Source organism: Ponticoccus sp. (in: a-proteobacteria) (assembly GCF_048381735.1).
Genome location: NZ_JBLXGL010000001.1, coordinates 364,802 through 386,474 on the forward strand (window position 1 = coordinate 364,802; position 21,673 = coordinate 386,474).

At 68.6% G+C, this 21,673-nt stretch carries 21 protein-coding genes; 14 read left to right on the plus strand and 7 right to left on the minus strand.

The window, feature by feature from the left end:
* Nucleotides 1–70: 70 nt before the first annotated feature.
* The 3 genes from ACN5KJ_RS01680 (at nt 71) to der (ending at nt 3,712) form a co-directional block, all read left to right on the plus strand.
* A complete protein-coding gene (locus ACN5KJ_RS01680) occupies nt 71–727 on the plus strand; it encodes a tetratricopeptide repeat protein (RefSeq protein WP_418591798.1) in 657 nt (218 codons plus the stop codon).
* A 42-nt stretch (nt 728–769) separates the two neighbouring features.
* Nucleotides 770–2,104, plus strand: a complete 1,335-nt coding sequence (locus ACN5KJ_RS01685; RefSeq protein WP_418591799.1) for a PQQ-binding-like beta-propeller repeat protein — start codon at nt 770–772, stop codon at nt 2,102–2,104.
* Between the two features lie 138 nt (nt 2,105–2,242).
* Nucleotides 2,243–3,712 carry a ribosome biogenesis GTPase Der gene (der, locus tag ACN5KJ_RS01690; RefSeq protein WP_418591800.1) on the plus strand — a complete coding sequence of 490 codons (1,470 nt, stop codon included), beginning with the start codon at nt 2,243–2,245 and terminating at the stop codon, nt 3,710–3,712.
* A gap of 559 nt (nt 3,713–4,271) precedes the next feature.
* Here the strand turns inward: der and ACN5KJ_RS01695 are convergent.
* Together ACN5KJ_RS01695 and serS are read right to left on the minus strand one after the other, a co-directional pair.
* Nucleotides 4,272–4,985 carry a hypothetical protein gene (locus tag ACN5KJ_RS01695; RefSeq protein WP_347167299.1) on the minus strand — a complete coding sequence of 238 codons (714 nt, stop codon included), beginning with the start codon at nt 4,983–4,985 and terminating at the stop codon, nt 4,272–4,274.
* Nucleotides 4,982–6,271 carry a serine--tRNA ligase gene (gene serS, locus ACN5KJ_RS01700; RefSeq protein ID WP_418591801.1) on the minus strand — a complete coding sequence of 430 codons (1,290 nt, stop codon included), beginning with the start codon at nt 6,269–6,271 and terminating at the stop codon, nt 4,982–4,984. The genes ACN5KJ_RS01695 and serS overlap by 4 nt, the downstream gene beginning before the upstream one ends.
* Before the next feature lie 518 nt (nt 6,272–6,789).
* Here serS and yajC point away from each other — a divergent pair.
* From yajC to ACN5KJ_RS01750, 10 genes are all read left to right on the plus strand, one after another.
* Complete coding sequence (gene yajC, locus ACN5KJ_RS01705; RefSeq protein WP_206563378.1) at nt 6,790–7,077, plus strand: preprotein translocase subunit YajC; 288 nt, start codon at nt 6,790–6,792, stop codon at nt 7,075–7,077.
* Between the two features lie 58 nt (nt 7,078–7,135).
* On the plus strand, nt 7,136–8,797 hold the full coding sequence (gene secD / locus ACN5KJ_RS01710; RefSeq protein WP_418591802.1) for a protein translocase subunit SecD: 1,662 nt from the start codon (nt 7,136–7,138) through the stop codon (nt 8,795–8,797).
* Nucleotide 8,798: 1 nt separating this feature from the next.
* Nucleotides 8,799–9,767 carry a protein translocase subunit SecF gene (gene secF, locus ACN5KJ_RS01715; RefSeq protein ID WP_418591803.1) on the plus strand — a complete coding sequence of 323 codons (969 nt, stop codon included), beginning with the start codon at nt 8,799–8,801 and terminating at the stop codon, nt 9,765–9,767.
* On the plus strand, nt 9,760–10,512 hold the full coding sequence (locus tag ACN5KJ_RS01720) for a TSUP family transporter (protein WP_418591804.1): 753 nt from the start codon (nt 9,760–9,762) through the stop codon (nt 10,510–10,512). Before secF ends, ACN5KJ_RS01720 begins: the two co-directional genes overlap by 8 nt.
* Before the next feature lie 9 nt (nt 10,513–10,521).
* Nucleotides 10,522–10,875 (plus strand): Mth938-like domain-containing protein, encoded by a 354-nt coding sequence (locus ACN5KJ_RS01725; RefSeq protein ID WP_418591805.1) that lies wholly within the window; start codon nt 10,522–10,524, stop codon nt 10,873–10,875.
* Nucleotides 10,876–11,007: 132 nt separating this feature from the next.
* Complete coding sequence (gene ccmA / locus ACN5KJ_RS01730) at nt 11,008–11,622, plus strand: heme ABC exporter ATP-binding protein CcmA (protein WP_418591806.1); 615 nt, start codon at nt 11,008–11,010, stop codon at nt 11,620–11,622.
* Nucleotides 11,619–12,275: a heme exporter protein CcmB gene (gene ccmB, locus ACN5KJ_RS01735; protein ID WP_418591807.1), complete on the plus strand. Its 657-nt coding sequence runs from the start codon at nt 11,619–11,621 to the stop codon at nt 12,273–12,275. Before ccmA ends, ccmB begins: the two co-directional genes overlap by 4 nt.
* Before the next feature lie 106 nt (nt 12,276–12,381).
* The gene (gene ccmC, locus ACN5KJ_RS01740; RefSeq protein WP_206563385.1) at nt 12,382–13,128 is read left to right on the plus strand and encodes a heme ABC transporter permease CcmC; all 747 of its coding nucleotides are present in this window, start codon (nt 12,382–12,384) and stop codon (nt 13,126–13,128) included.
* Complete coding sequence (gene ccmD, locus ACN5KJ_RS01745; RefSeq protein WP_418591808.1) at nt 13,125–13,280, plus strand: heme exporter protein CcmD; 156 nt, start codon at nt 13,125–13,127, stop codon at nt 13,278–13,280. Before ccmC ends, ccmD begins: the two co-directional genes overlap by 4 nt.
* Before the next feature lie 13 nt (nt 13,281–13,293).
* Nucleotides 13,294–13,818: a DsbE family thiol:disulfide interchange protein gene (locus ACN5KJ_RS01750; protein WP_418592222.1), complete on the plus strand. Its 525-nt coding sequence runs from the start codon at nt 13,294–13,296 to the stop codon at nt 13,816–13,818.
* 84 nt (nt 13,819–13,902) lie between these two features.
* Here ACN5KJ_RS01750 and ACN5KJ_RS01755 read toward each other — a convergent pair whose 3' ends face one another.
* From ACN5KJ_RS01755 to acnA, 4 genes are all read right to left on the minus strand, one after another.
* Complete coding sequence (locus tag ACN5KJ_RS01755; protein ID WP_347167304.1) at nt 13,903–14,037, minus strand: hypothetical protein; 135 nt, start codon at nt 14,035–14,037, stop codon at nt 13,903–13,905.
* A gap of 374 nt (nt 14,038–14,411) precedes the next feature.
* Entirely contained in the window at nt 14,412–14,747 is a 336-nt protein-coding gene (locus ACN5KJ_RS01760; protein ID WP_418591809.1) for a TM2 domain-containing protein, read from the minus strand.
* 123 nt (nt 14,748–14,870) lie between these two features.
* A complete protein-coding gene (locus ACN5KJ_RS01765; protein WP_418591810.1) occupies nt 14,871–16,259 on the minus strand; it encodes a vanadium-dependent haloperoxidase in 1,389 nt (462 codons plus the stop codon).
* A gap of 365 nt (nt 16,260–16,624) precedes the next feature.
* A complete protein-coding gene (acnA, locus tag ACN5KJ_RS01770) occupies nt 16,625–19,414 on the minus strand; it encodes an aconitate hydratase AcnA (protein WP_418591811.1) in 2,790 nt (929 codons plus the stop codon).
* Between the two features lie 266 nt (nt 19,415–19,680).
* Here acnA and ACN5KJ_RS01775 point away from each other — a divergent pair, with 266 nt between their 5' ends.
* Entirely contained in the window at nt 19,681–20,388 is a 708-nt protein-coding gene (locus ACN5KJ_RS01775) for a DUF1223 domain-containing protein (RefSeq protein WP_418591812.1), read from the plus strand.
* A gap of 316 nt (nt 20,389–20,704) precedes the next feature.
* On the opposite strand, the gene ACN5KJ_RS01780 is transcribed toward ACN5KJ_RS01775, so the two are convergent.
* Entirely contained in the window at nt 20,705–21,664 is a 960-nt protein-coding gene (locus ACN5KJ_RS01780) for a lysophospholipid acyltransferase family protein (protein WP_418591813.1), read from the minus strand.
* Between the last annotated feature and the right edge of the window lie 9 nt (nt 21,665–21,673).

Sequence of the window (21,673 nt, forward strand, 5' to 3'; positions counted from 1 at the left end):
AGATGACCGCTTGGCACCCGCCGCCCGCCTGTGTAAGAGGGGGCAAACCGCGCCAGAGGGAGGCCAAAGGGTGAGCGACACCGACAGTTTCATCGACGAGGTCACCGAAGAGGTCAAACGCGACAAGCTCTTCGCGGCAATGCGCAAATACGGCTGGATCGCGGTGGCGCTGGTGCTGCTGATCGTCGGCGGAACCGCCTGGCGCGAATTCCGCATCGCCTCGGAAGAGCGCGCGGCGCAGAGCTTTGGTGACGAGATTCTCGCGGCACTGGACGAAGGCGACGAGACCGCGCGCATCGCGGCGCTGGAAGGCGTCGAGGGCGGCGCGACCGGGGCCGAGGCCATCCTGCAGATGCTGATCGCGGCCGAAGAGGGCAGCGCCGGCAATGATGCCGAGGCCGTGGCCCGCCTGCAGGCGGTGGCCGACAACACCGAGGTGCCGTCGATCTACCGCCAGATCGCCCGCTACAAGGCGCTGACCCGCGGGGCCGAGGTGGTTTCGCTGGAAGACCGCCGCAGCGGGTTCGAGGCGCTGGCCGTCGCGGGGCAGCCGCTGCGCCTGCTGGCCGAGGAACAGCTGGCCCTGATCGAGGTCGAGGCGGGCGATGCCGAGGCCGCGCAGGCGCGCCTGACACGCATCATCGAGGATGCAGAGGTGACGGCGGGCTTGCGCCGCAGGGCGTCTCAGTTGATTGTGGCGCTGGGTGGCACGGTTCCCGAAAGCTGATCGCAGCGCAACCGGGAACGAGAGGCAAGAGGGCAGAACACGATGGCTTTGCACAAGGCGATGATCCTGACGACGCTTGGCGCATTGGCGCTGGCGGGCTGCACCGAACGCGACACGGTTCTGGGCGGCGAGCGCCTGAACGTGCGCGACGTGCTTCAGACCCGTGGTGGCGGCGATATCGACACCCCCGGGCCGAATGTCGCCCGGGCCATCGCGCTTCCGGGCCAGAACGCCAGCGCCTCCTGGGCGCAAAGCGGTGTCTCGCCGCACGCGCGGGTGACCAATGCGGCCTTCTCGGGGCGCTTCCAGCCGGTCTTTGCCACCTCGATCGGGCGCGGTGACACGCGGCGCAACCGGCTGAACGTCGACCCGGTGGTCGGCGGCGGCCGCGTCTTCACGATGGATTCCGCCCATGTCGTGCGGGCCACCTCGACCGGTGGCGGCACGCTGTGGGAACATGACCTGACGCCGCTGCGCGACAAGGCGATCCAGGCGCAGGGCGGCGGTCTGGCGGTCAGCGACCGGGCGCTTTACGTCTCTTCGGGCTTCGGCATGCTGGTGGCGCTGGACCCGGCGACGGGGCGCGAGCTCTGGAAGCAGGATCTGGGCAACACCGCCACCGGTGCGCCGTCCTACCGCGATGGCGTGGTCTATGTGACATCGGGCGATCAGACCGGCTGGGCGCTGGAGGCCGATTCCGGGCGCGTGCGCTGGCAGATCGACGGGGCCGAGAACATCAACAACGTCGCGGGGGCGCCCGCCCCGGCGATCGGCGACACGCATGTGATCTTCTCCTTCGGCAGCGGAACCCTGCAGGGCGCGCTGCGGCAGGGCGGGCTGCGGGTCTGGAATGCCGACATTCTCGGGCGCCGCAACGGCTTTGCCATCTCCACCGTGAACGACATCACCGGCGACCCGCTGATCGCGGGCGAGACGGTCTTTGCGGGCAACCACGCCGGTCGCGTCGTGGCGCTGGGGCTGTACAACGGCGAACGCAAGTGGACGGCCCGCGAGGGCGCGCTGGGGCCGCTCTGGCCGGCGGGCGATTCCGTCTTCTTCGTCTCGGACCGCAACCAGTTGATCCGTCTGGACGCGGCGACCGGCGAGCAGGTCTGGGCGGTCGACCTTCCGGGCTACAAGACCAAGCGCAACCCCAACAAGCGCCGCAGCGAGGCCTATGCCAACCTCGGCCCGATCCTCGCGGGCAACCGGCTGATCGTGGCGGGCTCGGACGGCTATCTGCGGGCCTTCGCGCCCGAAAGCGGCGCCCTGGTGGGCAGTGTGCCCATCGACGGCGGCGCGACGACGCGGCCCGTGGTCGCGGGGGGCACGCTCTACGTCGTCTCCGGAAAGGGCGTCCTGCACGCATATCGGTGAGGTAAAGCGCCTTCGAAGGCGCTTTCTCAAAGGCCCTGCGGAGGGCCTTTTGCCGCCCCGGGGCGACAGGTGCGCGCGGGTGGTTCCCTCGTGCGTGGAAATGCGCTAAGCGGCGGGTCTGATCCGCCGGAGCGCCGCATGTCCTTCTCTCTCGCCATCGTCGGCCGCCCCAATGTGGGCAAGTCGACGCTCTTCAACCGCCTCGTGGGCAAGCGCCTTGCGCTGGTCGACGACCAGCCCGGAGTCACCCGCGACCTGCGCGAGGGCGAGGCCCGGCTGGCCGACCTGCGCTTCACCGTCATCGACACCGCCGGTCTGGAGAACGAGACCGACGACTCGCTGCCCGCCCGGATGCGCCGCCTGACCGAGCGTGCCGTGGAAGAGGCGGATATCTGCCTGTTCCTGATCGACGCCCGCGCGGGCATCCTGCCCGACGACGAGGTCTTTGCCGAGATCCTGCGCCGCCGCGCCGGGCACGTCATCCTTGCCGCCAACAAGGCCGAGGGGTCGGCCGCGGACGGCGGCGTGATCGAGGCCTATTCGCTGGGCCTGGGAGAGCCGATCCGGCTGTCGGCGGAACACGGGCAGGGGCTGGACGAGCTGTACCAGGTGCTGCTGCCGCTGTCGGACGGCTTCGAGGCGCGGGCCGCGGAAGAGGCGCCCGAGACGAACGTGGCCGTGCCCGACGAGATCGACGAGGATGACGATTCGGTCCCGATGCCGACGCCGACAAAGCCCCTGCAGGTGGCGGTCGTCGGCCGCCCGAATGCCGGGAAGTCGACGCTGGTGAACAAGATCCTCGGCGAAGAGCGTCTGCTGACCGGGCCGGAGGCCGGGATCACGCGGGACGCGATCTCGGTGCGGATGGACTGGGGCGGGGTGCCGATGCGCATCTTCGACACCGCCGGCATGCGCCGCCGCGCCAAGGTGCAGGAAAAGCTGGAGAAGCTGTCGGTCTCGGACGGCATCCGCGCGGTGAAATTCGCCGAGGTGGTGGTGGTTCTGCTGGACGCGGCCATTCCCTTCGAGGTGCAGGACCTGAAGATTGCCGACCTGGCCGAACGCGAAGGCCGCGCCGTGGTCGTGGCGGTGAACAAATGGGACGCCGAGGACCACAAGCAGGACAAGCTGCGCGAGCTGCGCGAGGCCTTCGAGCGGCTCTTGCCGCAGCTGCGCGGGGCGCCGCTGGTGACGGTCTCGGCGCGCACGGGCAAGGGGCTCGACCGGCTTCAGGCGGCGGTGATGCAGGCCTACACGGTCTGGAACCGGCGGGTGTCCACCGGGCAGCTGAACCGCTGGCTGGAGAGCATGGTGCAGAGGCATCCGCCCCCCGCACCGCAGGGCCGCCGCATCAAGCTGCGCTACATGACCCAGGCCAAGACGCGGCCGCCGGGATTCGTGGTGATGTGTTCGCATCCCGACAAGCTGCCGGAGAGCTACTCGCGCTTCCTGGTGAACGGGCTGCGCGAGGACTTCGACATGCCGGGCACGCCGATCCGCCTGACCATGCGCGGGCAGGGCGACCGCAACCCCTACAAGGGGCGGCGCGAGAAGAATGCGGGCGCGCTGAAGAAGCATCTGGGCAAGCTGCCGAAGAAAAAGGACTGAGCGGAGCGCGTCAGTGGCAGCGCAGAGCGAAACCTGCGGGGCGCCTGCGGCGCGCTCTCACTCTTGGGGGCTTTGGCCCCCAAACCCCCGCTTCGGGGCTCCGCCCCGCGCGCCATGCGCGCCCCCCGAGGGTATTTGGGGACCAGAGAAGCAGGGGAGGCTTTCGGGGCATGGGGCCCTGTGTCGGCGCGGCCCGGTCGAGGGCTTAGCTGTCGCCCCCTGTGGTGTGCAGCGGGCCGTCGGCCATGATCCTGAAGAAAAACCCGTGTCGTTCCACTGCAGGGTCAGCGTGTGGCCGTGGCAGAGCCCGGCGCGGCGGAAGCGCTCGGCGCGGATGGTCCGGGCGTGGTTGCGGTCGGGGGCGCCCTTGGTGCGGGGCAGGTTGCCGTTGGAGGACGAGGCTTCGGGGGGCGTCCTTTGCCGGTTTCGGAGCCGACGGGGCCCGGCGTCTGGGCGAGACCGGGCATGGGCACCGGAAGGGCGGGGGCGAGACAGGGGCCGTGCGCCCCATCCCCTGGCGGGCAATCGCGGCCAGGGTCGTCGGGCTTTGTGCCCGCGCCTATTCCGTGTCGGTGGCGCGCAGGCTGAGGATTGCCAGGATGCCGAGCAGCGAGAGCCCGGCCACGGCGGCATTGAAGGGCTGCATGTTCTCGACGATCACGCCGACCAGCGCCCAGATCACGGTGATGCCGTATTCCGGCGCCCGGTGCAGGCGGTATTGCACTGTGACGGCGATCACCACCGCCACCAGCAGCGACAGAAGCGCCGCCGGGGTCGGCGGCAGCCAGCCGTAGCCGCCCAGCACCACGCCGAGCGCCACGCAGGCGGCCGCCGTCAGCCAGCCCGCCAGCACCGCGACCGGGGCCTGTTGCAGCCAGCGGTCGGTGTCGCCCACGCGGAACAGCGCCGTGAGCGCACCGGCCAGCATCAGCCAGATCAGCAGGGTCGCTCCCAGCGGGGTCAGCACCGCCACCGGCAGCCATGTGGCCCCCAGCGCCAGCGTTGCGAAAAGCGCCGGTCGCATCGGCGTCCAGTCGATGTCGTCGCTTCGGCGCAGCAGGCCGAAGAGGGTGCTGGCGATCAGCCAGGCGTAGATCAGGCCCCAGATGGCGAAGGCGTAGCCCGCGGGCTGGACCGGCGGTTCCTCGATCTGCACCGGGAACTGGCCCGGCTCGAAGCCGCCGAAGCCGGGAACAAGCAGCGGCGCGGCCGCGAAGGCCAGCGCCGCGAGCAGGCAGCCGAGCGCCCAGAGGCGCGCGCGCGTTCCGCTCATGCCAGCGTCCCCTCGGCGGTGAGCCGGGTCCTGCCGCCAAGGTAGGGGTGCAGCACCGCGGGCAGCTCGACCGAGCCATCCGCCTGCTGGCCGTTTTCCAGCACCGCGATCAGGCAGCGGCCCACGGCGAGGCCCGAGCCGTTCAGGGTGTGGACGAAGTCGGGCTTGCCGCCGGCCTCCTTGAAGCGGGCGTTCATGCGCCGCGCCTGGAAGTCGCCGCAGACCGAGACCGAAGAGATCTCGCGGTAGCTGTCCTGGCCGGGCAGCCAGACCTCGATGTCATGGGTGCGGCGCGCGCCGAAGCCCATGTCGCCGGTGCAGAGGACAACGGTGCGGTAGGGCAGGCCGAGCGCCTCGAGGATGCCCTCGGCGCAGGCGGTCATGCGGTCGTGTTCCGCGCGGCTGTCCTCGGGCCGGGTGATCGAGACCATCTCGACCTTCTCGAACTGGTGCTGGCGCAGCATGCCCGCCGTGTCGCGGCCCGCGCTGCCCGCCTCGGAGCGGAAGCACTGCGTATGGGCGACGTAGCGGCGCGGCAGGCTGTCGGCCTCGACCGTCTCGCCGTTGACGATATTGGTCAGCGTCACCTCTGCGGTGGGCACCAGCCACCAGCCATTGGTGGTCTCGTAGCTGTCCTCGCCGAACTTGGGCAGCTGGCCGGTGCCATACATCATCTCGGGGCGCACCAGCACGGGCGTCCATGTCTCGGTCAGGCCGTTGGTGTCGACATGGGTGTCCAGCATGAACTGCGCCAGCGCGCGGTGGATGCGGGCGACGCCGTGCTGCAGCACCATGAAGCGCGCGCCGGACAGTTTCGCGGCGGTCTCGAAATCCATGCCGGGCATCACGCCCGCGATCTCGTAGTGTTCCTTCGGGGTGAAGTCGAAGGCGCGCGGTTCGCCCCAGCGCTTGACCTCGACGTTGTCGGCCTCGTCGGCGCCGTCGGGCACGTCGTCGAAGGGCAGGTTCGGCAGGCCCATCAGCAGCTCTGTCAGCTGGGTGTCCAGCGCCTTGGCGCGGTCCTGCATGGCGCCGACCTCGGCCTTTTTCTCGCCCACCAGCGCGCGCAGGCGTTCGAATTCGGCCTCGTCGCCCTTGGCCTTGGCGGCGCCCACGTCCTTGGCGGCGCGCTTCTGGTCGGCCTGTGCCGTTTCGGCGGCGTGGATCGCCGTCCGGCGCGCCTCGTCCAGCGCCAGCACCTCGGAGGACATCGGCGCGGCGCCCCGGCGCGAGAGGGCGGCATCAAAGGCAGCGGGATTGTCGCGGATTGCGCGGATGTCGTGCATCGTATCCTCCGAAAGTCTGGCGCGAGTCGCGGGACTTATGCCCTATCCGATCAACGGAGGGTAGGGCCTCGGGTCATGCCGGCCACCGGACAGGGCAGGCTTTTTGTCCCGCGCCGCTCGGGCAGAGGCGGCGATGATCGCGGCGGTTGTGGTCCGGCATGCGGGGGCGGCGGATCCGCATCCCCGAAAAGCGCAAGGCCCGGCTGGCCGGGGCAAGGGCCGCCACCCGGCCACCCGCGCGGCGCCGCCGCCGCGCGGGTGGCGGTGGACCGCAGGGGGGGCCGGTCTGTACAGGAGACACATCCGCGGGTTGCGCCGGCCGCGGCCCGCAGAGGTCGTGACGCAGCGTTCCGCCCGGACGGACAAGGCGGGGGCGCCCGCCCGGGCAATGGCGCCCTGCCTCAAAACGCCCCGCGCGCCTTGCATCCGGCCTGCGGCGCGCATAGGTTCCGCGCGACTTCGCTCCGGGGATCTTCCGCGCGGCGACAGACGTTCAAGACCCACAAAGGAGCACCCCTATGGATCCCGCCGCACTCGGCCAGTTCGTCCCGCTTATCCTGATTTTCGTCATCATGTGGTTCCTGCTGATCCGTCCCCAGCAGAAGAAGATCAAGGACCACCAAAAAATGGTCGAGGCGCTGCGCCGGGGCGATCAGGTGGTGACCCAGGGCGGCATCATCGGCAAGGTGTCGAAGGTCAAGGACAACAACGAGATCGAGGTCGAGGTCGCCGAGGGCGTGCGCCTTCGCGTGGTCAAGTCGACCGTCGCGCAGGTCCTGTCCAAGACCGAGCCCGCCGAGGGCTGAGGCCCTCTCGCGGACCTGACCAAGCCTAGCCCGAGACCTGCCCGAAAAGGGGCCTTCGATGCTGCAAATCGACACCTGGAAGCGCGTGCTGATCTGGTCGACCCTTGTGGTCGGGATCGCCTTTGCCGCGCCCAACCTGTTCTATGGCCGCGTCGAGGGCCACAATGACGCCGTGAAGGCCATCGAGGCCGGCGCCGACACCTCTGAAAACCGCGAGGCGGCGTCGGCCTGGCCCTCGTGGATGCCGTCGGGGCTGGTCAACCTCGGGCTCGACCTGAGGGGGGGCGCGCATCTTCTGGCCGAGGTGCGGGTCTCGGACGTCTATGCCGCCCGGATGGAGTCGCTTTGGCCCGAGGTGCGCGACGTCCTGCGGGACGAGCGCGCCACGGTCGGCACCATCCGCCTTCAGGACGGGCCGCCCGACGAGCTGCGCGTGCGCATCTCGGAGCCAGAGGGCATGGAGCGCGCTATCGAACTGGTGCGCGGGCTGTCCACGCCGGTGGTTTCGCTGACCGGGCAGGGGACACGGGACATCGAGGTTTCCGGCGACGGGTCGGACCTTGTCGTCACCCTCTCCGAGGCAGAGCGCCAGGCCATCGACGAACGCACCCTGCAACAGACGCTGGAGATCGTCCGCCGCCGCATCGACGAGGTCGGCACGCGCGAACCGACGATCCAGCGGCAGGGCGGCGACCGCGTGCTGATCCAGGTGCCCGGGCTGGGTTCTGCCCAGGAACTGAAGGACCTGATCGGCACCACCGCGCAGCTGACCTTCCAGCCGGTCGTCAGCCGCACCGGCAGCGCAAACGACAATCCCGGCGTTGGCAACGAAGTTGTGCCCTCGCTGGATGAAGAGGGCGTCTATTATATCCTCGAACAGGCCCCCGTCGTCACCGGCGAGGAACTGGTCGACGCGCGGCCCGACTTCGACCAGAACGGGCGCCCGGCGGTCTCTTTCCGCTTCAACCCCTCGGGCGGGCGCAAGTTCGGCGACTACACGGCGGCCAATATCGGCAGTCCCTTCGCCATCGTGCTCGACAACGAGGTGATCTCTGCCCCCGTGATCCAGAGCCATATCTCGGGCGGGTCGGGTATCATCACCGGCAATTTCACCGTCGAGGAATCGACGAACCTTGCGGTCTTGCTGCGCGCGGGCGCGCTGCCCGCCGGGCTCGACTTCCTCGAAGAGCGCACCATCGGCCCGGAACTGGGGCAGGACAGCATCGACGCGGGCAAGATCGCCACCATGGTGGCCTTCGCGGCGGTGCTGGTCTTCATGGTGCTGAGCTACGGGCTGTTCGGGCTGTTTGCCAATATCGCGCTGATCCTGAACATCGGCCTGCTCTTCGGCTTCCTGTCCAGCTTCGGCGCCACGCTGACCCTGCCGGGGATCGCGGGCATCGTGCTGACGGTTGGCATGGCGGTGGACGCCAACGTGCTGGTCTTCGAGCGGATCCGCGAGGAACTGAAGACCGCGCGCGGCCCGGCCCGCGCCATCGAACTGGGCTATGAAAAGGCGCTCTCGGCCATTGTCGACGCCAATATCACCACCTTCATCACCGCCGTGATCCTTTACGTCATGGGTGCCGGTCCGGTGCGCGGCTTTGCCGTGACGCTGGGCGTGGGCATCCTGACCTCGGTCTTCACGGCGATCTTCGTGACGCGGCTGCTGATCGTGATGTGGTTCGAACGCCGCCGCCCCAAGACGATCGAGGTGTGAGATGCGACTGAGACTGGTTCCCGAGACAACCAACTGGAACTTCTTCGCCCGCCCGACGCTGTGGCTGGGCATCTCGGTGGTGATGATCGTCATGGCGCTGGTCAGCTTCGGCGTGCGTGGCCTGAACTACGGCATCGACTTCCAGGGCGGCACGACGATCCGCACCGAAAGCGCGCAGCCGGTGGACGTGGGCGCCTATCGCGACGCGCTGGCCGCGCTGGAGCTTGGGGATGTCGTCATCTCCGAGGTCTACGATCCCAATTTCGGTCCCGACCAGAACGTCGCCATGGTCCGCATCCAGGCGCAGGACGGCGAGGAAGCGGTCAGTGCCGAGGTCATCGAGACGGCCCGCACGGCGCTGCAGGGCGTGGCCGAGGACATCCGCTTCGTCTCGGTCGAATCGGTGGGTCCGAAAGTGTCGGGAGAGCTGATCCAGACCGCCGCCATCGCCGTGACGCTGGCCATCGCGACGGTGCTGATCTACATCTGGCTGCGCTTCGAATGGCAGTTCGCGCTGGGGGCGGTGATCGCGCTGGTGCATGACGTGGTGCTGACCATCGGCATCTTCTCCGAGGTCGGCATCCGCTTCGACCTGTCGATCATCGCGGCGCTGCTGACCATCGTGGGCTATTCGCTGAACGACACGGTGGTGGTCTTCGACCGGGTGCGCGAGAACCTGATCAAGTACAAGTCCAAGGACCTCAAGGAGGTGCTGAACCTCTCGATCAACGAGACCCTCAGCCGGACCTTCATGACCTCCTTCACCACGCTGATCGCGCTGATCTCGCTGTTCGTGCTGGGCGGCGACGTGATCCGGGGCTTTGTCTTCGCAATGATCTGGGGCGTCGTGGTCGGCACCTATTCGTCGATCTTCGTCGCCTCGATCATCCTGCTGAAGCTGGGGGTCAAGCGCGACTGGACGACGCCTCCGGGCCAGCAGGGCAACCAGTTCGGCAACATCGATGCCTGACCTCTGGGCCAGCCTCCTCGCGACAGAGGGGCTGGCCTTGCTGGGACCGGCGGCCTTCGCCGCGGGGCTGGTGCGCGGCTTTTCCGGCTTTGGCACGGGGCTGGTCTTCCTGCCGGTGGCGGCGCAGATCCTGTCGCCCTTCGGGGCGATCCTCGCGCTGATCTTCATGGAGCTGCTGGCGCCGCTGCCGAACCTGAGACGGGCCTGGGCCTCGGTCGAGCGGCCCGACCTGCTGCGGCTGACGCTGTCGGCCTTCCTGCTTCTGCCGGTGGGGATCTGGGTGCTGACCCGGGTGCCGCCAGAGCTTTTTCGCCTGATCGTCTGCGGCCTTGCGCTGGCCATGCTGGCGGTGCTGCTGGCCGGGCTGCGCTGGCGCCGCCCGGTGCCGCCGCGCGCGGTGCTGGGGATCGGCGGCCTTTCGGGCTTTCTGGGCGGGGTGGCGGGGCTGCCCGGGCCGCCGGTGATCCTGTTCTACATGGCCCGCCCGCTGGAGCCCGCGCGCATACGCGCGACGATCCTGCTGTATCTCTTTGTCTTCGACCTTCTGCTGACCGGCTGGATGGCGGGCTTCGGCCACCTGGTGCCGGAATATGCGCTGCTGGGGCTGCTGCTGGGGCTGCCGGGCATGCTGGGCAACTGGCTGGGCGGGCGGCTGTTCGATCCGGCCCGCGAAGGGCTGTATCGCGGCGCGGCCTATGGGTTGATCGCGCTGGCGGCCTTGTCGGGCCTGCCGGTCTGGGGCTAGGGTGCCGCCATGCGCCTGAACGAGATCACCTACGAGGATGCGGCCCCGGTCGAGGGCTATGGACCCGGCTTCTTCCGGGTCTCTGGGCAGGTCCACGAAGGCCCGATGCTGCTGTGGGCGCGCGGCAAGGCGTCCTGGGGCGGGCTGTCGGATGCGGCCAGCCTGCTGACGCTGGCGGGCCATGTGGATGTCCTGTTCGTCGGGGTCGGGGCCGAGATGGCCTATCTGCCGGGCGCGCTGCGCGCCGCGCTGGACGAGGTCGGGCTTGGGGTGGAGGTGATGACCTCGCCATCGGCCTGCCGGACCTACAACGTGCTGCTGTCCGAAGGGCGGCGGGTGGCGCTGGCGGTGCTTCCGGTCTGACGCGCCGGCGCGAGGCCCTGTCGCAGGGTAATTTTACCAAGAAGAAGCAGGGGGTTGCGTCCCTGTCCTGATGTGGGTCTCTGCGTGGCGAAGGGGCTGGTCTGGCCGCCGGGCTTGGGCTAACCCTTGGGCATGGATTTGATCGCGACGGATCTGGGTGTGGCGCGCGGCGGCGTGCCGGTGCTGGAGGGGGTGGGCTTTGTGCTGCGCCCGGGCCGGGCGCTGGTGCTGCGCGGGCCGAACGGCGCCGGGAAGACGACGCTGTTGCGCACCGTGGCGGGCTTGCAGCCGCCGCTGTCGGGGCGGATCGCGGGCGCCGGGGAGCGGGTGGCCTATGCGGCGCATTCCGACGGGCTGAAGGCCATGCTGACGGTCGCGGAGAACCTGCGCTTCTGGGCGCGGGTTTTCGGGACCAAGGGCATCGGGGCGGCGTTGGAAGGGTTCGACCTGACCGGCCTGGGCGACCGGTTGGCGGGCACCCTGTCGGCCGGGCAGAAGCGGCGGCTGGGGCTGGCGCGGATGGCGGTCACGGGGCGGCCCGTCTGGGTTCTGGACGAGCCGACCGTATCGCTGGACGCGGGCTCGGTCGCGCTGTTTGCCGAGGCGGTGCGGCGGCATCTGGCGGCGGGCGGATCGGCGCTGATGGCCACGCATATCGACCTTGGGCTGGCCGAGGCCGCGGTGCTGGACGTGGCGCCCTTCCGCGCCCGGCCCGGGGTTGCCGCGGAAGACGAGGCCTTCCTGTGATCGCGTTGCTGTCGCGGGATCTGGCACTGGCGGTGCGGGCGGGCGGCGGGTTCGGCCTTGGGCTGGCCTTCTTCCTGATCGTCACGGTCCTGGTGCCCTTCGGGGTCGGGCCCGAGACCACGCTTCTGGCGCGGATCGCGCCCGGGGTCCTGTGGATCGGGGCGCTGCTGGCCTGCCTGCTGTCGCTGGACCGCATCCTTGCGCTGGACTGGGAGGATGGCTCGCTCGACCTTCTGGCGACGGCGCCCTTGCCGATGGAGGGCATCGTCACCGTCAAGGCGCTGGCGCACTGGATCACCACCGGCCTGCCGCTGGTGCTGGCGGCGCCGGTGCTGGGGGTGCTGCTGAGCCTGCCGGTCGAGGGATACCTCTGGGTCTTCCTGTCGCTGGCGCTGGGAACCCCAGCGCTGTCGGTGATCGGCACCTTCGGCGCGGCGCTGACCGTCGGGCTGAAGCGCGGCGGTCTCTTGATGTCGCTTCTGGTGCTGCCGCTTTACGTGCCGACGCTGATCTTCGGCGCAGAGGTGGCACGGCGCGGGGCCGAGGGGTTGGCGGTCTCTGCCCCGCTGGCGATGCTGGCGGGGATCAGCTGCGGGGTCATCGCGGTGCTGCCCTTTGCCAGCGCCGCCGTGCTGCGGATCAACCTGCGCTAGCGGCCGGGACGGGCGCGGCCTCTGCGACCTTGGGGGCGGGCCGGGGATGTTGCCTCTCACCGAGAATTGAGGTGTATGGGGAGGCGCGACCGCAGTAGGAAAAGTCATGTCGATCTGGGACTACGCCAATCCTGTGAAGTTCATCCGCACCGCGGACCACATCCTGCCCTGGGTGTCCGGCGCGGCGCTGCTGTGCCTTGTCACGGGGCTTGTCTGGGGCTTCTTCTTCACGCCGGACGATTTCCGGCAGGGGTCCACCGTCAAGATCATTTACCTGCATGTGCCCGCCGCGCTGATGGCGATCAACGCCTGGCTGATGATGCTGGTGGCCTCGCTGATCTGGATCGTGCGGCGCCATCACGTCAGCGCGCTGGCGGCGCGGGCCGCCGCCCCGATCGGTGCCGTCATGACCGTCATCGCCCTGGCGACCGGGGCGATCTGGGGGCAGCCCATGTGGGGCACCTGGTGGGCCTGGGACCCGCGGCTGACCTCCTTCCTGATCCTCTTCCTGTTCTACCTCGGCTATATCGCCCTGTGGGAAGCCATTGAGAGCGACGACACGGCGGCGGACCTGACCGCGATCCTCTGTCTTGTCGGCTCTGTCTTCGCGGTGCTCAGCCGTTACGCGGTGAATTTCTGGAACCAGGGGCTGCACCAGGGCGCCAGCGTGATGCGGGCGGGCGCCATCGCGGGGGACACCGAAGAGCGCGTGTCGAACGTCTTTGCGGTGCCGCTGTTCGTCTGCATCGCGGGCTTCGTGCTGCTGTTCGTGGCGCTGGTCCTGCTGCGGACACAGACCGAGATCCGCGCCCGCCGGACGCGGGCGCTGCTGGCGCGGGAGCGGGTGGCATGATGCCGGAACTGGGGAAATACGCGGTTGCGGTGCTGTCCAGCTATGCCGTCTCGCTGGGGCTGATCCTTGCGCTGGTGGCGCTGACGCTGCGGCGTGCGCGGCGCGTGCGGGCGGATCTGGAGAAGGTCGAGGAAAGGGCGAAGCGTGGCTAGGATTCCGGTCTTGATGATAGTGCCGCCGCTGGTCTTCGGCGCCTTCGGCTTCATGGCCTGGATGGGGCTGGGGCGCGAAGGCGCGAACGAGCTGGAAAGCGTCTTCGAGGGCCGTCCGGCCCCGGCGATGACCGATGTGGCGCTGCCGGGCTATCCCGCGATCACGCCCGCCGATCTGGCGGCGGGGGAGGTCACGCTGGTGAACTTCTGGGCCTCGTGGTGCCCGCCCTGCCGCGCCGAACACCCCGAGCTGAAGCGGCTGGCGGAAAGCGGCGTGCGGCTGGTGGGCGTGAACTTCAAGGATCAGGAGAAGACCGCGAAGACCTACCTGGAAAACGATGGAAACCCCTTCCTTGCGGTGGCCTTCGATCCGGCGGGTCGGACGGCGATCGACTGGGGGGTGACGGCGCCGCCAGAGACCTTCATCCTCGATGGCTCGGGCACGGTGGTGTTCAAGTTCGTCGGGCCGCTGATCGGCACCGACTATGAACAACGCTTTGTCCCGGCGCTTGAAAAGGCTCTGGCGGCAGAGAAATAGCCGCGGGCGGTCAGACGGCGGGGCAGGGCGCAGGGCCACGCCCCGGCGACTGCGGGACCGCCTGGGACGGACCCGCAAGCAGGGTCAGAGGTCGCAGCGCTCTGACACCTCCATGGTTGTGGCGCAGCTGGGTTGTTCCGGCTGGTGGGCGCTTGCGTAGGCCCCGAACATGGCCAGCAGCAAGAGGGCGCCGGCCTGAACGACTGTGATGAGTTTCATGAATACGCCTCGTGTTTTCTTATTCTTTGTAGCTGTGGATTTGGATTTCGAAATGGAAGGGCGGCAAGGGGATTTGTCGAAGGACAGGCGGGCCATGATGAAATCCTGCGCAGGTGTATGCCGGTTGCCGCCGAATTCGGCGCGAAATCGCCGGACCGTTTCGGAAAACCCGGTCGGCTTGAAAGAATCTTAGGCAAAACCTGAAGCCCGCGCAGGTCCGGAAAACCCGGCCTGCGTGTCAGGGGCCGCGCGGCAGGGTTGCGCGGGAAGGGACCGGCCTGCAGGCGCGCAGCCGGGGGGCTGCGGGCCGGGCCGAAGACCGCCCGCCGGGGCGATGCGGGTGGACCACCCGGCGCGGGTGATCCATGCTCTGGTCAGGAGAGCATCGCGTTTGCGCCGATCTCGTTGGCGATCTTGCTGCGTTTCTCGCGCATGTCCGCCTCGACCCAGCCGGGGATCAGGAAGGCATCGACGATCCACCAGATGGCGAAGATCGCCAGCAGGAGCAGGCCCACCATGAAGACGGCGGTGAAGATGCCGATCCAGCACAGAAGCAGCATGACCACGGCGCTGCCGGTCTTGCCCATGTAAAAGCGGTGTGCCGCGAAGCCCGACAGGAAGAACCACAGCAGATAGGCGATCAGGGGGGATTTCTTCTCGTTGTTCAGTCGTTGTTCGACCAGCATTTGTTGTTGTGTATCCAAAGCCATATCAGCTGCCTTTCTGGTTAAAATCACTGTTTTCCGAGCATTGTCGTATCCGGGAAGGAAGGCAATCGTGTGATGCCATGGCGGCGCTTGGAGGGCGCGCCTGTCGGGGTGCCCGAGCCTGACCTACCCCAGATGCGGCAGGGCGGTGTCGAAGACCGTGTCGGCGATCAGGCGGCCGATGCGCAGGCCCTCGGTGTTGTCCGCCTCCCAGTGGATGCCGCCGTATTCGCGGCTGGCGCCCGCCTCTTCGGCGGCCTGGCTGAGGCTGGTGAAAGAGCGCCGCACGCCCTTCAGTTGCATCGGCCAGTTCACGAGGTCGGGTGCGTAGCCGGTGAAGGAAACCATGTCCCTGTCCAGCAGATGCGCCAGCATCCGGGCCGAGGCGCCGGAGAAGGTCGAATGCCCCGAGGTATAGGCCGGGAAGGGCGGCGTGGGGATCAGGGTCCGCCAGTCCGGGTCGTGGAAGCGGGCGAACCTGTCCTGCGGCAGGACCGTGGTGCGGATCGCGGTTTCCGGGCGCAGCACGTCCAGGTCGAACTTGCAGTCCCATGTCACGATGGCCGCATCGGCCTGCGACAGGCTGATCAGCGCCATGAAGCGCGCCTGATCCACAAGGTCCAGCCCCTGCCGCTGCAGCAGGTCCATGGCGATGATCTGCCAATGTCCCGGGGGCGTGGCGCCGCGCGGGCCGTCCTCCCAGAAGAAGGCGATCTCGGCCTGATCCTCTGTGCGGTAGGTGCTGGTGGCGCCGCCCCACATGAAGACTTTCTCCAGTTGGCGCAGGAACTCGCGGCTGTCCTGTCGCGGGAAGGGGCGGGGGCGGAAGTCGCGGGCGTTGCCGACGACAAAGGGCTGGATCCTGCCCCAGCCGGGCAGCAGCGGCGGGCCGTATTGCTTGAAGGTCGGGCCGTTCTCGGCGGCGAAGAAGGGGCCGGTGGGTTGCCATGCCATCGGGCCGTCGAGCTTGCCGTAAAGCAGCCCGCGCGAGGCATCGGTGCCGTCGCCGGCGCGGTCGGCCAGCACGGCCCAGGCCACGGCGGTGCCCCATGCCACGCCGTTGGTCTTGGCCTCGCCGTCCGGCAGCCCCGCGAGAAAAGCTTCCAGCGCGCAATTGTCCTGTTGGAACAGCGCCTTCAGCACGGTCGAGACGGCGGCACCATAGGCGACCTGCGGGTCCACGGGCGCGGGCGGGTCCGGCAGGTTGACGGGGCTGGCGTAGCGCGGCGACAGCCCGTTGACCGCGGCAAAACCGGCAAGGTGGCCGATGGCAAAGGCGCGGGTGGCGGGCGGCGGCGGGGTTGCAGTGTCGCGCACCGCCTGCACCAGCGCATCGGACCAGGCCATGACCGGCGTCATGTTGCCCGGCGAGACGACGCCCTCGATGTAAGAGACACGGGCCGCGCAGGCCGTGTCTGCCGTGGCCCGGGGGCTGGCGGCGACAAGCGCCGCGGCGGACAGACCCGCAAGCGCGGCGCGGCGGGTCAGAGGGGCGGATGGCGTGTAAATGGACATGGTGCAAATCTCCGGCTCAAATTTCCGTTACTTCGGATTTTTCACAGGAGAATGCAGGCTGGCAAGGGGTTTGCGGGCATGTCCCCGCAGATCTCGTGGCCCGCGCATCGTTCCCGGAATTGTTTCTCGATAGCGGATGGAATGTGACTGTTCCGGGCGGAAGGCAAGGGTCGGTGCGCGGTGAGTCGGGAAAGCCGGTGCACCCCACTGGGGGCAATTTTGCGCGGGCCACGCCGTGCCGGTCCTGCCGGGTCTCAGCCCGGCCTGCGCGCCACCTGAAGCCCGGGTCAACGCGGCGCCGGACAAAGAAAAACCGCCGGGCGCCTGGGGCGCCCGGCGGTCGGATTGTGTCGGAAGCGGTCGCCTTACTCGGCGGCGACCGGCGCGTCCTGCGCGAGGTTGCGCAGCACGTAGTGCAGAACGCCGCCGTGCTCGATGTATTCCACCTCGATGGCCGTATCGATCCGGCACTTGATCTGGATCTCCTTGGTGGAGCCATCCGCCATGGTGATCGTGCAGGGCACGGTTTCCAGCGGCTTGATCGTGTCCAGACCCGAGATCGAGACGGTTTCTTCCCCGGTCAGGCCCAGCGATTTGCGGGTGTCGCCGCCGGTGAACTCGAAGGGAATGACGCCCATGCCGACGAGGTTCGACCGGTGGATCCGCTCGAAGCTCTCGGCGATGACCGCCTTGACGCCCAGCAGCGCGGTGCCCTTGGCGGCCCAGTCACGCGAGGAGCCCGCGCCGTACTGTTCGCCGCCGAAGATCACCAGAGGCGTGTCCTGATCCTGATAGGCCATGGCCGCGTCGTAGATCGAGGTCTGCGCGCCGTCGGGACCCTTGGTATAGCCGCCCTCGACGCCGTCCAGCATCTCGTTCTTGATGCGGATGTTGGCGAAGGTGCCGCGCATCATGACCTCGTGGTTGCCACGACGCGAGCCGTAAGAGTTGAACTCGCGCACCGGAACCTGACGTTCCACCAGATACTGACCGGCGGGGGTGGTTTCCTTGAAGGAGCCTGCCGGAGAGATGTGGTCGGTGGTGATCATGTCGCCGAGGATCGCCAGAACGCGCGCGCCCTCGATGTTCGAGATCGAGCCCTTCTCCTTGCCCATGCCCTGGAAGTAGGGCGGGTTCTGGATATAGGTCGAGGTCGCGGGCCAGTCGTAGGTTTCCTGCTGCGGAACCTCGACACCCTGCCACTTCTCGTCCCCCTTGAAGACGTCGGCATACTTCGACTGGAAGGCCTCGCGGGTGACGGTCTTCTCGACCAGATCCGCGATTTCCTTCTGCGTCGGCCAGATGTCCTTCAGGTAGACGTCATTGCCGTCCTTGTCCTGACCCAGCGGCTCGCGGGTGATGTCGACGTTCATGTCGCCCACCAGCGCATAGGCCACCACCAGCGGCGGCGAGGCGAGGTAGTTGGCGCGCACGTCCGGGCTGATCCGGCCCTCGAAGTTGCGGTTGCCCGACAGGACCGAGGTGCCGATCAGGTCGTAGGTGTTGATCGCCTTCGAGATCGGTGCCTCGAGCGGACCGGAGTTGCCGATGCATGTGGTGCAGCCGTAACCCACGAGGTTGAAGCCCACCGCATCGAGGTCCTTTTGCAGGTCCGCGGCTTCCAGGTAGGCAGAAACCACCTGCGACCCCGGCGCCAGCGACGTCTTGACCCAGGGCTTGCGGTTCAGGCCAAGGGCCGCCGCCTTGCGCGCCACGAGGCCCGCGCCGATCATCACGTAGGGGTTCGAGGTGTTGGTGCAGGAGGTGATCGAGGCGATCACGATGGAACCGTCGTGCAGCTGGTAATGGCCGTCCTCGGTTTCCACGTAGCCGCGGGCGTGATGGCCCTCGTCGCCGGGGATCTCGCGCGGCTCGGGGGCGCCGCCCTCACCTTCCCAGCGGACTTCGTCCTTGGCCGAGGCGTCCTTGCCGGCGCGCACGCCCTTGACGTAGTCGGCGAAGGTCTTGGCGGCCTTGTCGAGCGCGATGTAGTCCTGCGGGCGCTTGGGGCCCGAGATGGCGGGGACGATGGTGCCCATGTCCAGCGACAGGGTGTCGGTGTAGACCGGGGCATAATCCGCGCCGCGCCAGAAACCGTTTTCCTTTGCGTAGGCCTCGACCAGCGCGATGCGGTCTTCGTCGCGGCCGGTGTTGCGCAGGTAGCGCAGGGTCTCGTCGTCGATCGGGAAGAAGCCGCAGGTGGCGCCGTATTCCGGGGCCATGTTGGCAATGGTCGCGCGGTCGGCCAGCGGCAGGTTGTCGAGGCCCTCACCGTAGAATTCCACGAACTTCGACACCACGCCCTTGGCGCGCAGCATCTCGACGACCTTCAGCACGAGGTCGGTGCCGGTGGTGCCTTCCATCATGGCGCCGGTCAGCTCGAAGCCCACGACCTCGGGGATCAGCATCGAGATCGGCTGGCCCAGCATCGCGGCCTCGGCCTCGATCCCGCCCACGCCCCAGCCCAGCACCGCTGCGCCGTTGACCATGGTGGTGTGGCTGTCGGTGCCGACGAGGGTGTCGGGGTAGGCCACGGTCTCGCCGTTCTGGTCCACGTCGGTCCAGACCGTCTGGGCGAGGTATTCCAGGTTCACCTGGTGGCAGATGCCGGTGCCCGGCGGCACCACGCGGAAGTTGTCGAACGCGGTCTGACCCCACTTGAGGAAGGTGTAGCGCTCCATGTTGCGCTCGTACTCGCGGTCCACGTTCATCTGGAAGGCGCGCGGGTTGCCGAATTCGTCGATCATCACCGAGTGGTCGATCACGAGGTCGACCGGGTTCAGCGGGTTGATCTTCTGCGCGTCGCCGCCCAGGGCCTTGATGCCGTCGCGCATGGCCGCAAGGTCGACCACGGCGGGCACGCCGGTGAAGTCCTGCATCAGCACGCGGGCCGGGCGGTAGGCCAGTTCACGGTCGCCCTTGCCGCCGTTCTTGGCCCAGTCGGAGAAGGCCTTGATGTCGTCCAGCGTGACGGTCTTGCCGTCCTCGAAGCGGAGCATGTTTTCCAGCACCACCTTCAGGGCGGCGGGGAGCCGCGAGAAGTCGCCGAGACCGGCGGCCTCTGCGGCGGGAATGGAATAATAGGCAAGGGTCTTGCCGCCGGCGGTCAGGGTCTTGCGGACCTTGGCGCTGTCGTGGCCTACGGTGATGGGCATCTGGATACCTCCGATGGGGTAACGGAATTCAAGGTGTCTGTGCGCCGGGATGGTGCGCCATGCTGCAGGCGCATTCAAGGGCATTCAGCGAACCACGGTATACCGTGGTATGCGATCACCTAGTCGCCTGATTGCGCGGCGTCAAGGCCCGGGGGCGCGGCATTTGCGACAGGCCCTGGCTGTCACACTCTCTCTCGAATGATTGATTGGCAAAGACAAGGGTGCTCTTTTACCTCGGGATGGCAACACTCGACGACAGGACTCCCATGTTTTCAAAGACCGCTTGGCTGGTGATCCCCTGGCTTGCTGTGGCCGGGGCCGTGGCGGCACAGGACGGCGCCGACCGCGCGCCGGTGGTGGTGGAGCTTTTCACCTCGCAGGGCTGTTCCAGCTGTCCGGCGGCGGATGCGCTGCTGGCCGAGATGGCGGGGCGCGAGGACATCATTCCGCTGGCGCTGCACGTGGACTACTGGGATTACATCGGCTGGGCCGACGGCTTTGCCCAGCCCAGGTTCACCATGCGCCAGAAGGGCTATGCCCGCGCCGCCGGAGAGCGGCGGATCTACACGCCGCAGATGGTGGTGAACGGGCGCGAGGACGTGGTGGGCTCGCGGCCGCTGAAGGTGGCGGCGCTGATCGAGAAACACGCGGATACGCCGCCCAAGGTGGCGCTGACCCTGAAGCGCGAGGGCGACCGCCTGCATATCCATGCCCGCGCGCTGGAAGCCACGCGCCCCTGCGTGGTCTACGCGGTGCAGTACGAACCGGCGCGCGACGTCATGATCGAACGCGGCGAAAACGCCGGGCGCAGCATCCGCTACACCCATATCGTGCGCGACTGGACCGAAGTCGGAACCCTGCCGGAAGACGCCCCCTTCGAAGCGATGATGACCGTCGACGCGGCCCTGCCGGTGGTGGTGCTGGTGCAGGAAGATCGCTTCGGCCCCATCGTCGCGGCGGCGCGGCTGGAGTGACCGGCCCCGGATTGCCGAACCGTCCCGCCGGGGTCTGCCGGCGCCGGAGCTGAAGACGATCCGCCGCGTCGCAACCGGGCGGGAAGGGCCTTGTCGCCGCTGTTCTCGGCGGGGCTGCCTTGGCGGAAGGCCCTTCCGGCGGGCCGCTGCCATGGTTCACGAAGGCGACGGGGGCGGGAAGGGCCTTTGGGGCGCTCCCTGCACATGGACAGCGGGCAGAGAAGGCCCTTCCGGCGCGGCCTGAACCGTATCGCGACACCCGGAAGGTAGGGGGACAGGCGCCCCGGGGCGCTTTAGTCACACCCCGCGGCCGGCCTCAGCGCCTGGCCTGCGCCTCGGCCTTGCGGCGGCGTTTTTCCTGGCGGCGGGGCTTCCAGCGGCGGTGCGTCCAGAGCCATTGCCCGGGGTCGGCCTCGATCCGCGCCTCCAGCCGCCGCGTCGCCTCTTGCATCATGCCCCGTGGGTCGCCGTGCGGGATCGGCTCTTCGATCACCGTGTCGAAGCCGTAGCGGTCGGCGCGGCGGATGCCGAAGTAGGGCAGCAGCAGCGCGCCGGTCTTGACGGCGATCTCGGCGGGCGCCAGCGAAGTCGGCGCGGGCTGTCCGAGGAAATCGAGCGGGGGGCCCGCGCTTTCGAAGACGTCGAAGGCCATGGCGAGAATGCCGCCGCCCCGCACGTGTTTCAGCAGGGCCTTGAGGCCCGCAGGCCCCTGTTCGAAGACCGGCTCGCAGACGTCCCGGTAATTCTGGATGTAGCGGGCATTGGCGTAGGGGTTGGCCATGGGCCGCAGCAGGCCCGCGACCCTGTGCCCCCGCGCCACCAGGGCCGAGCGCGCGCAGATCGGGCTGCCGTAGTGGCCGGTCAGCAGGATCACCGGGCGGCCTTCGGCGCGCGCGGCCTCGAAGGGGGCGAGGCCGGGGCCGGTGACCGGGTAGGCGGCGCCGCGCTTCAGCATCTCGGCGGGGTCGTAGTTTTCCACCAGCGCACGGGCGAGGTTGTCGATGGCGGCCTCGGCGATGGCGGTCTTGCGCGCCGGCGGGGTGCCGGGCCAGACGTGGTCGAGATTGGCCTCCACCCGGGCATGGTAGCCAAGCGCGGGCGCCAGCAGGCGGCGCACCAGCCAGCTGGTCAGCGCCAGCCGCGACCGCACCGGCAAGAGGCGCAACAGGGCAATGGCTGTCGAGAGCGCGGCATTGGACAACCGGTCCTGCCAGCCGCCGCGCGGGGCGGCGGTGGATCGTGCCTTCTTGGCCGGGGCCTGTGGTTTCGCTGTCATGACGGCGTT

Bases quoted from the DNA above. Each gene is read 5' to 3' on its own strand.
- ACN5KJ_RS01775 (WP_418591812.1), top strand. From the start codon at position 19,681: ATGTTTTCAAAGACCGCTTGGCTGGTGATCCCCTGGCTTGCTGTGGCC.
- ACN5KJ_RS01720 (WP_418591804.1), top strand. From the start codon at position 9,760: ATGCCTGACCTCTGGGCCAGCCTCCTCGCGACAGAGGGGCTGGCCTTG.
- ACN5KJ_RS01765 (WP_418591810.1), bottom strand. From the start codon at position 16,259: ATGTCCATTTACACGCCATCCGCCCCTCTGACCCGCCGCGCCGCGCTT.
- ACN5KJ_RS01780 (WP_418591813.1), bottom strand. From the start codon at position 21,664: ATGACAGCGAAACCACAGGCCCCGGCCAAGAAGGCACGATCCACCGCC.
- ccmA (WP_418591806.1), top strand. From the start codon at position 11,008: ATGGATTTGATCGCGACGGATCTGGGTGTGGCGCGCGGCGGCGTGCCG.
- ccmD (WP_418591808.1), top strand. From the start codon at position 13,125: ATGATGCCGGAACTGGGGAAATACGCGGTTGCGGTGCTGTCCAGCTAT.
- serS (WP_418591801.1), bottom strand. From the start codon at position 6,271: ATGCACGACATCCGCGCAATCCGCGACAATCCCGCTGCCTTTGATGCC.
- ACN5KJ_RS01725 (WP_418591805.1), top strand. From the start codon at position 10,522: ATGCGCCTGAACGAGATCACCTACGAGGATGCGGCCCCGGTCGAGGGC.
- secD (WP_418591802.1), top strand. From the start codon at position 7,136: ATGCTGCAAATCGACACCTGGAAGCGCGTGCTGATCTGGTCGACCCTT.
- ACN5KJ_RS01685 (WP_418591799.1), top strand. From the start codon at position 770: ATGGCTTTGCACAAGGCGATGATCCTGACGACGCTTGGCGCATTGGCG.
- der (WP_418591800.1), top strand. From the start codon at position 2,243: ATGTCCTTCTCTCTCGCCATCGTCGGCCGCCCCAATGTGGGCAAGTCG.
- ACN5KJ_RS01755 (WP_347167304.1), bottom strand. From the start codon at position 14,037: ATGAAACTCATCACAGTCGTTCAGGCCGGCGCCCTCTTGCTGCTGGCC.
- secF (WP_418591803.1), top strand. From the start codon at position 8,799: ATGCGACTGAGACTGGTTCCCGAGACAACCAACTGGAACTTCTTCGCC.
- ACN5KJ_RS01760 (WP_418591809.1), bottom strand. From the start codon at position 14,747: ATGGCTTTGGATACACAACAACAAATGCTGGTCGAACAACGACTGAAC.
- yajC (WP_206563378.1), top strand. From the start codon at position 6,790: ATGGATCCCGCCGCACTCGGCCAGTTCGTCCCGCTTATCCTGATTTTC.
- ACN5KJ_RS01695 (WP_347167299.1), bottom strand. From the start codon at position 4,985: ATGAGCGGAACGCGCGCGCGCCTCTGGGCGCTCGGCTGCCTGCTCGCG.
- acnA (WP_418591811.1), bottom strand. From the start codon at position 19,414: ATGCCCATCACCGTAGGCCACGACAGCGCCAAGGTCCGCAAGACCCTG.
- ACN5KJ_RS01750 (WP_418592222.1), top strand. From the start codon at position 13,294: ATGATAGTGCCGCCGCTGGTCTTCGGCGCCTTCGGCTTCATGGCCTGG.
- ccmC (WP_206563385.1), top strand. From the start codon at position 12,382: ATGTCGATCTGGGACTACGCCAATCCTGTGAAGTTCATCCGCACCGCG.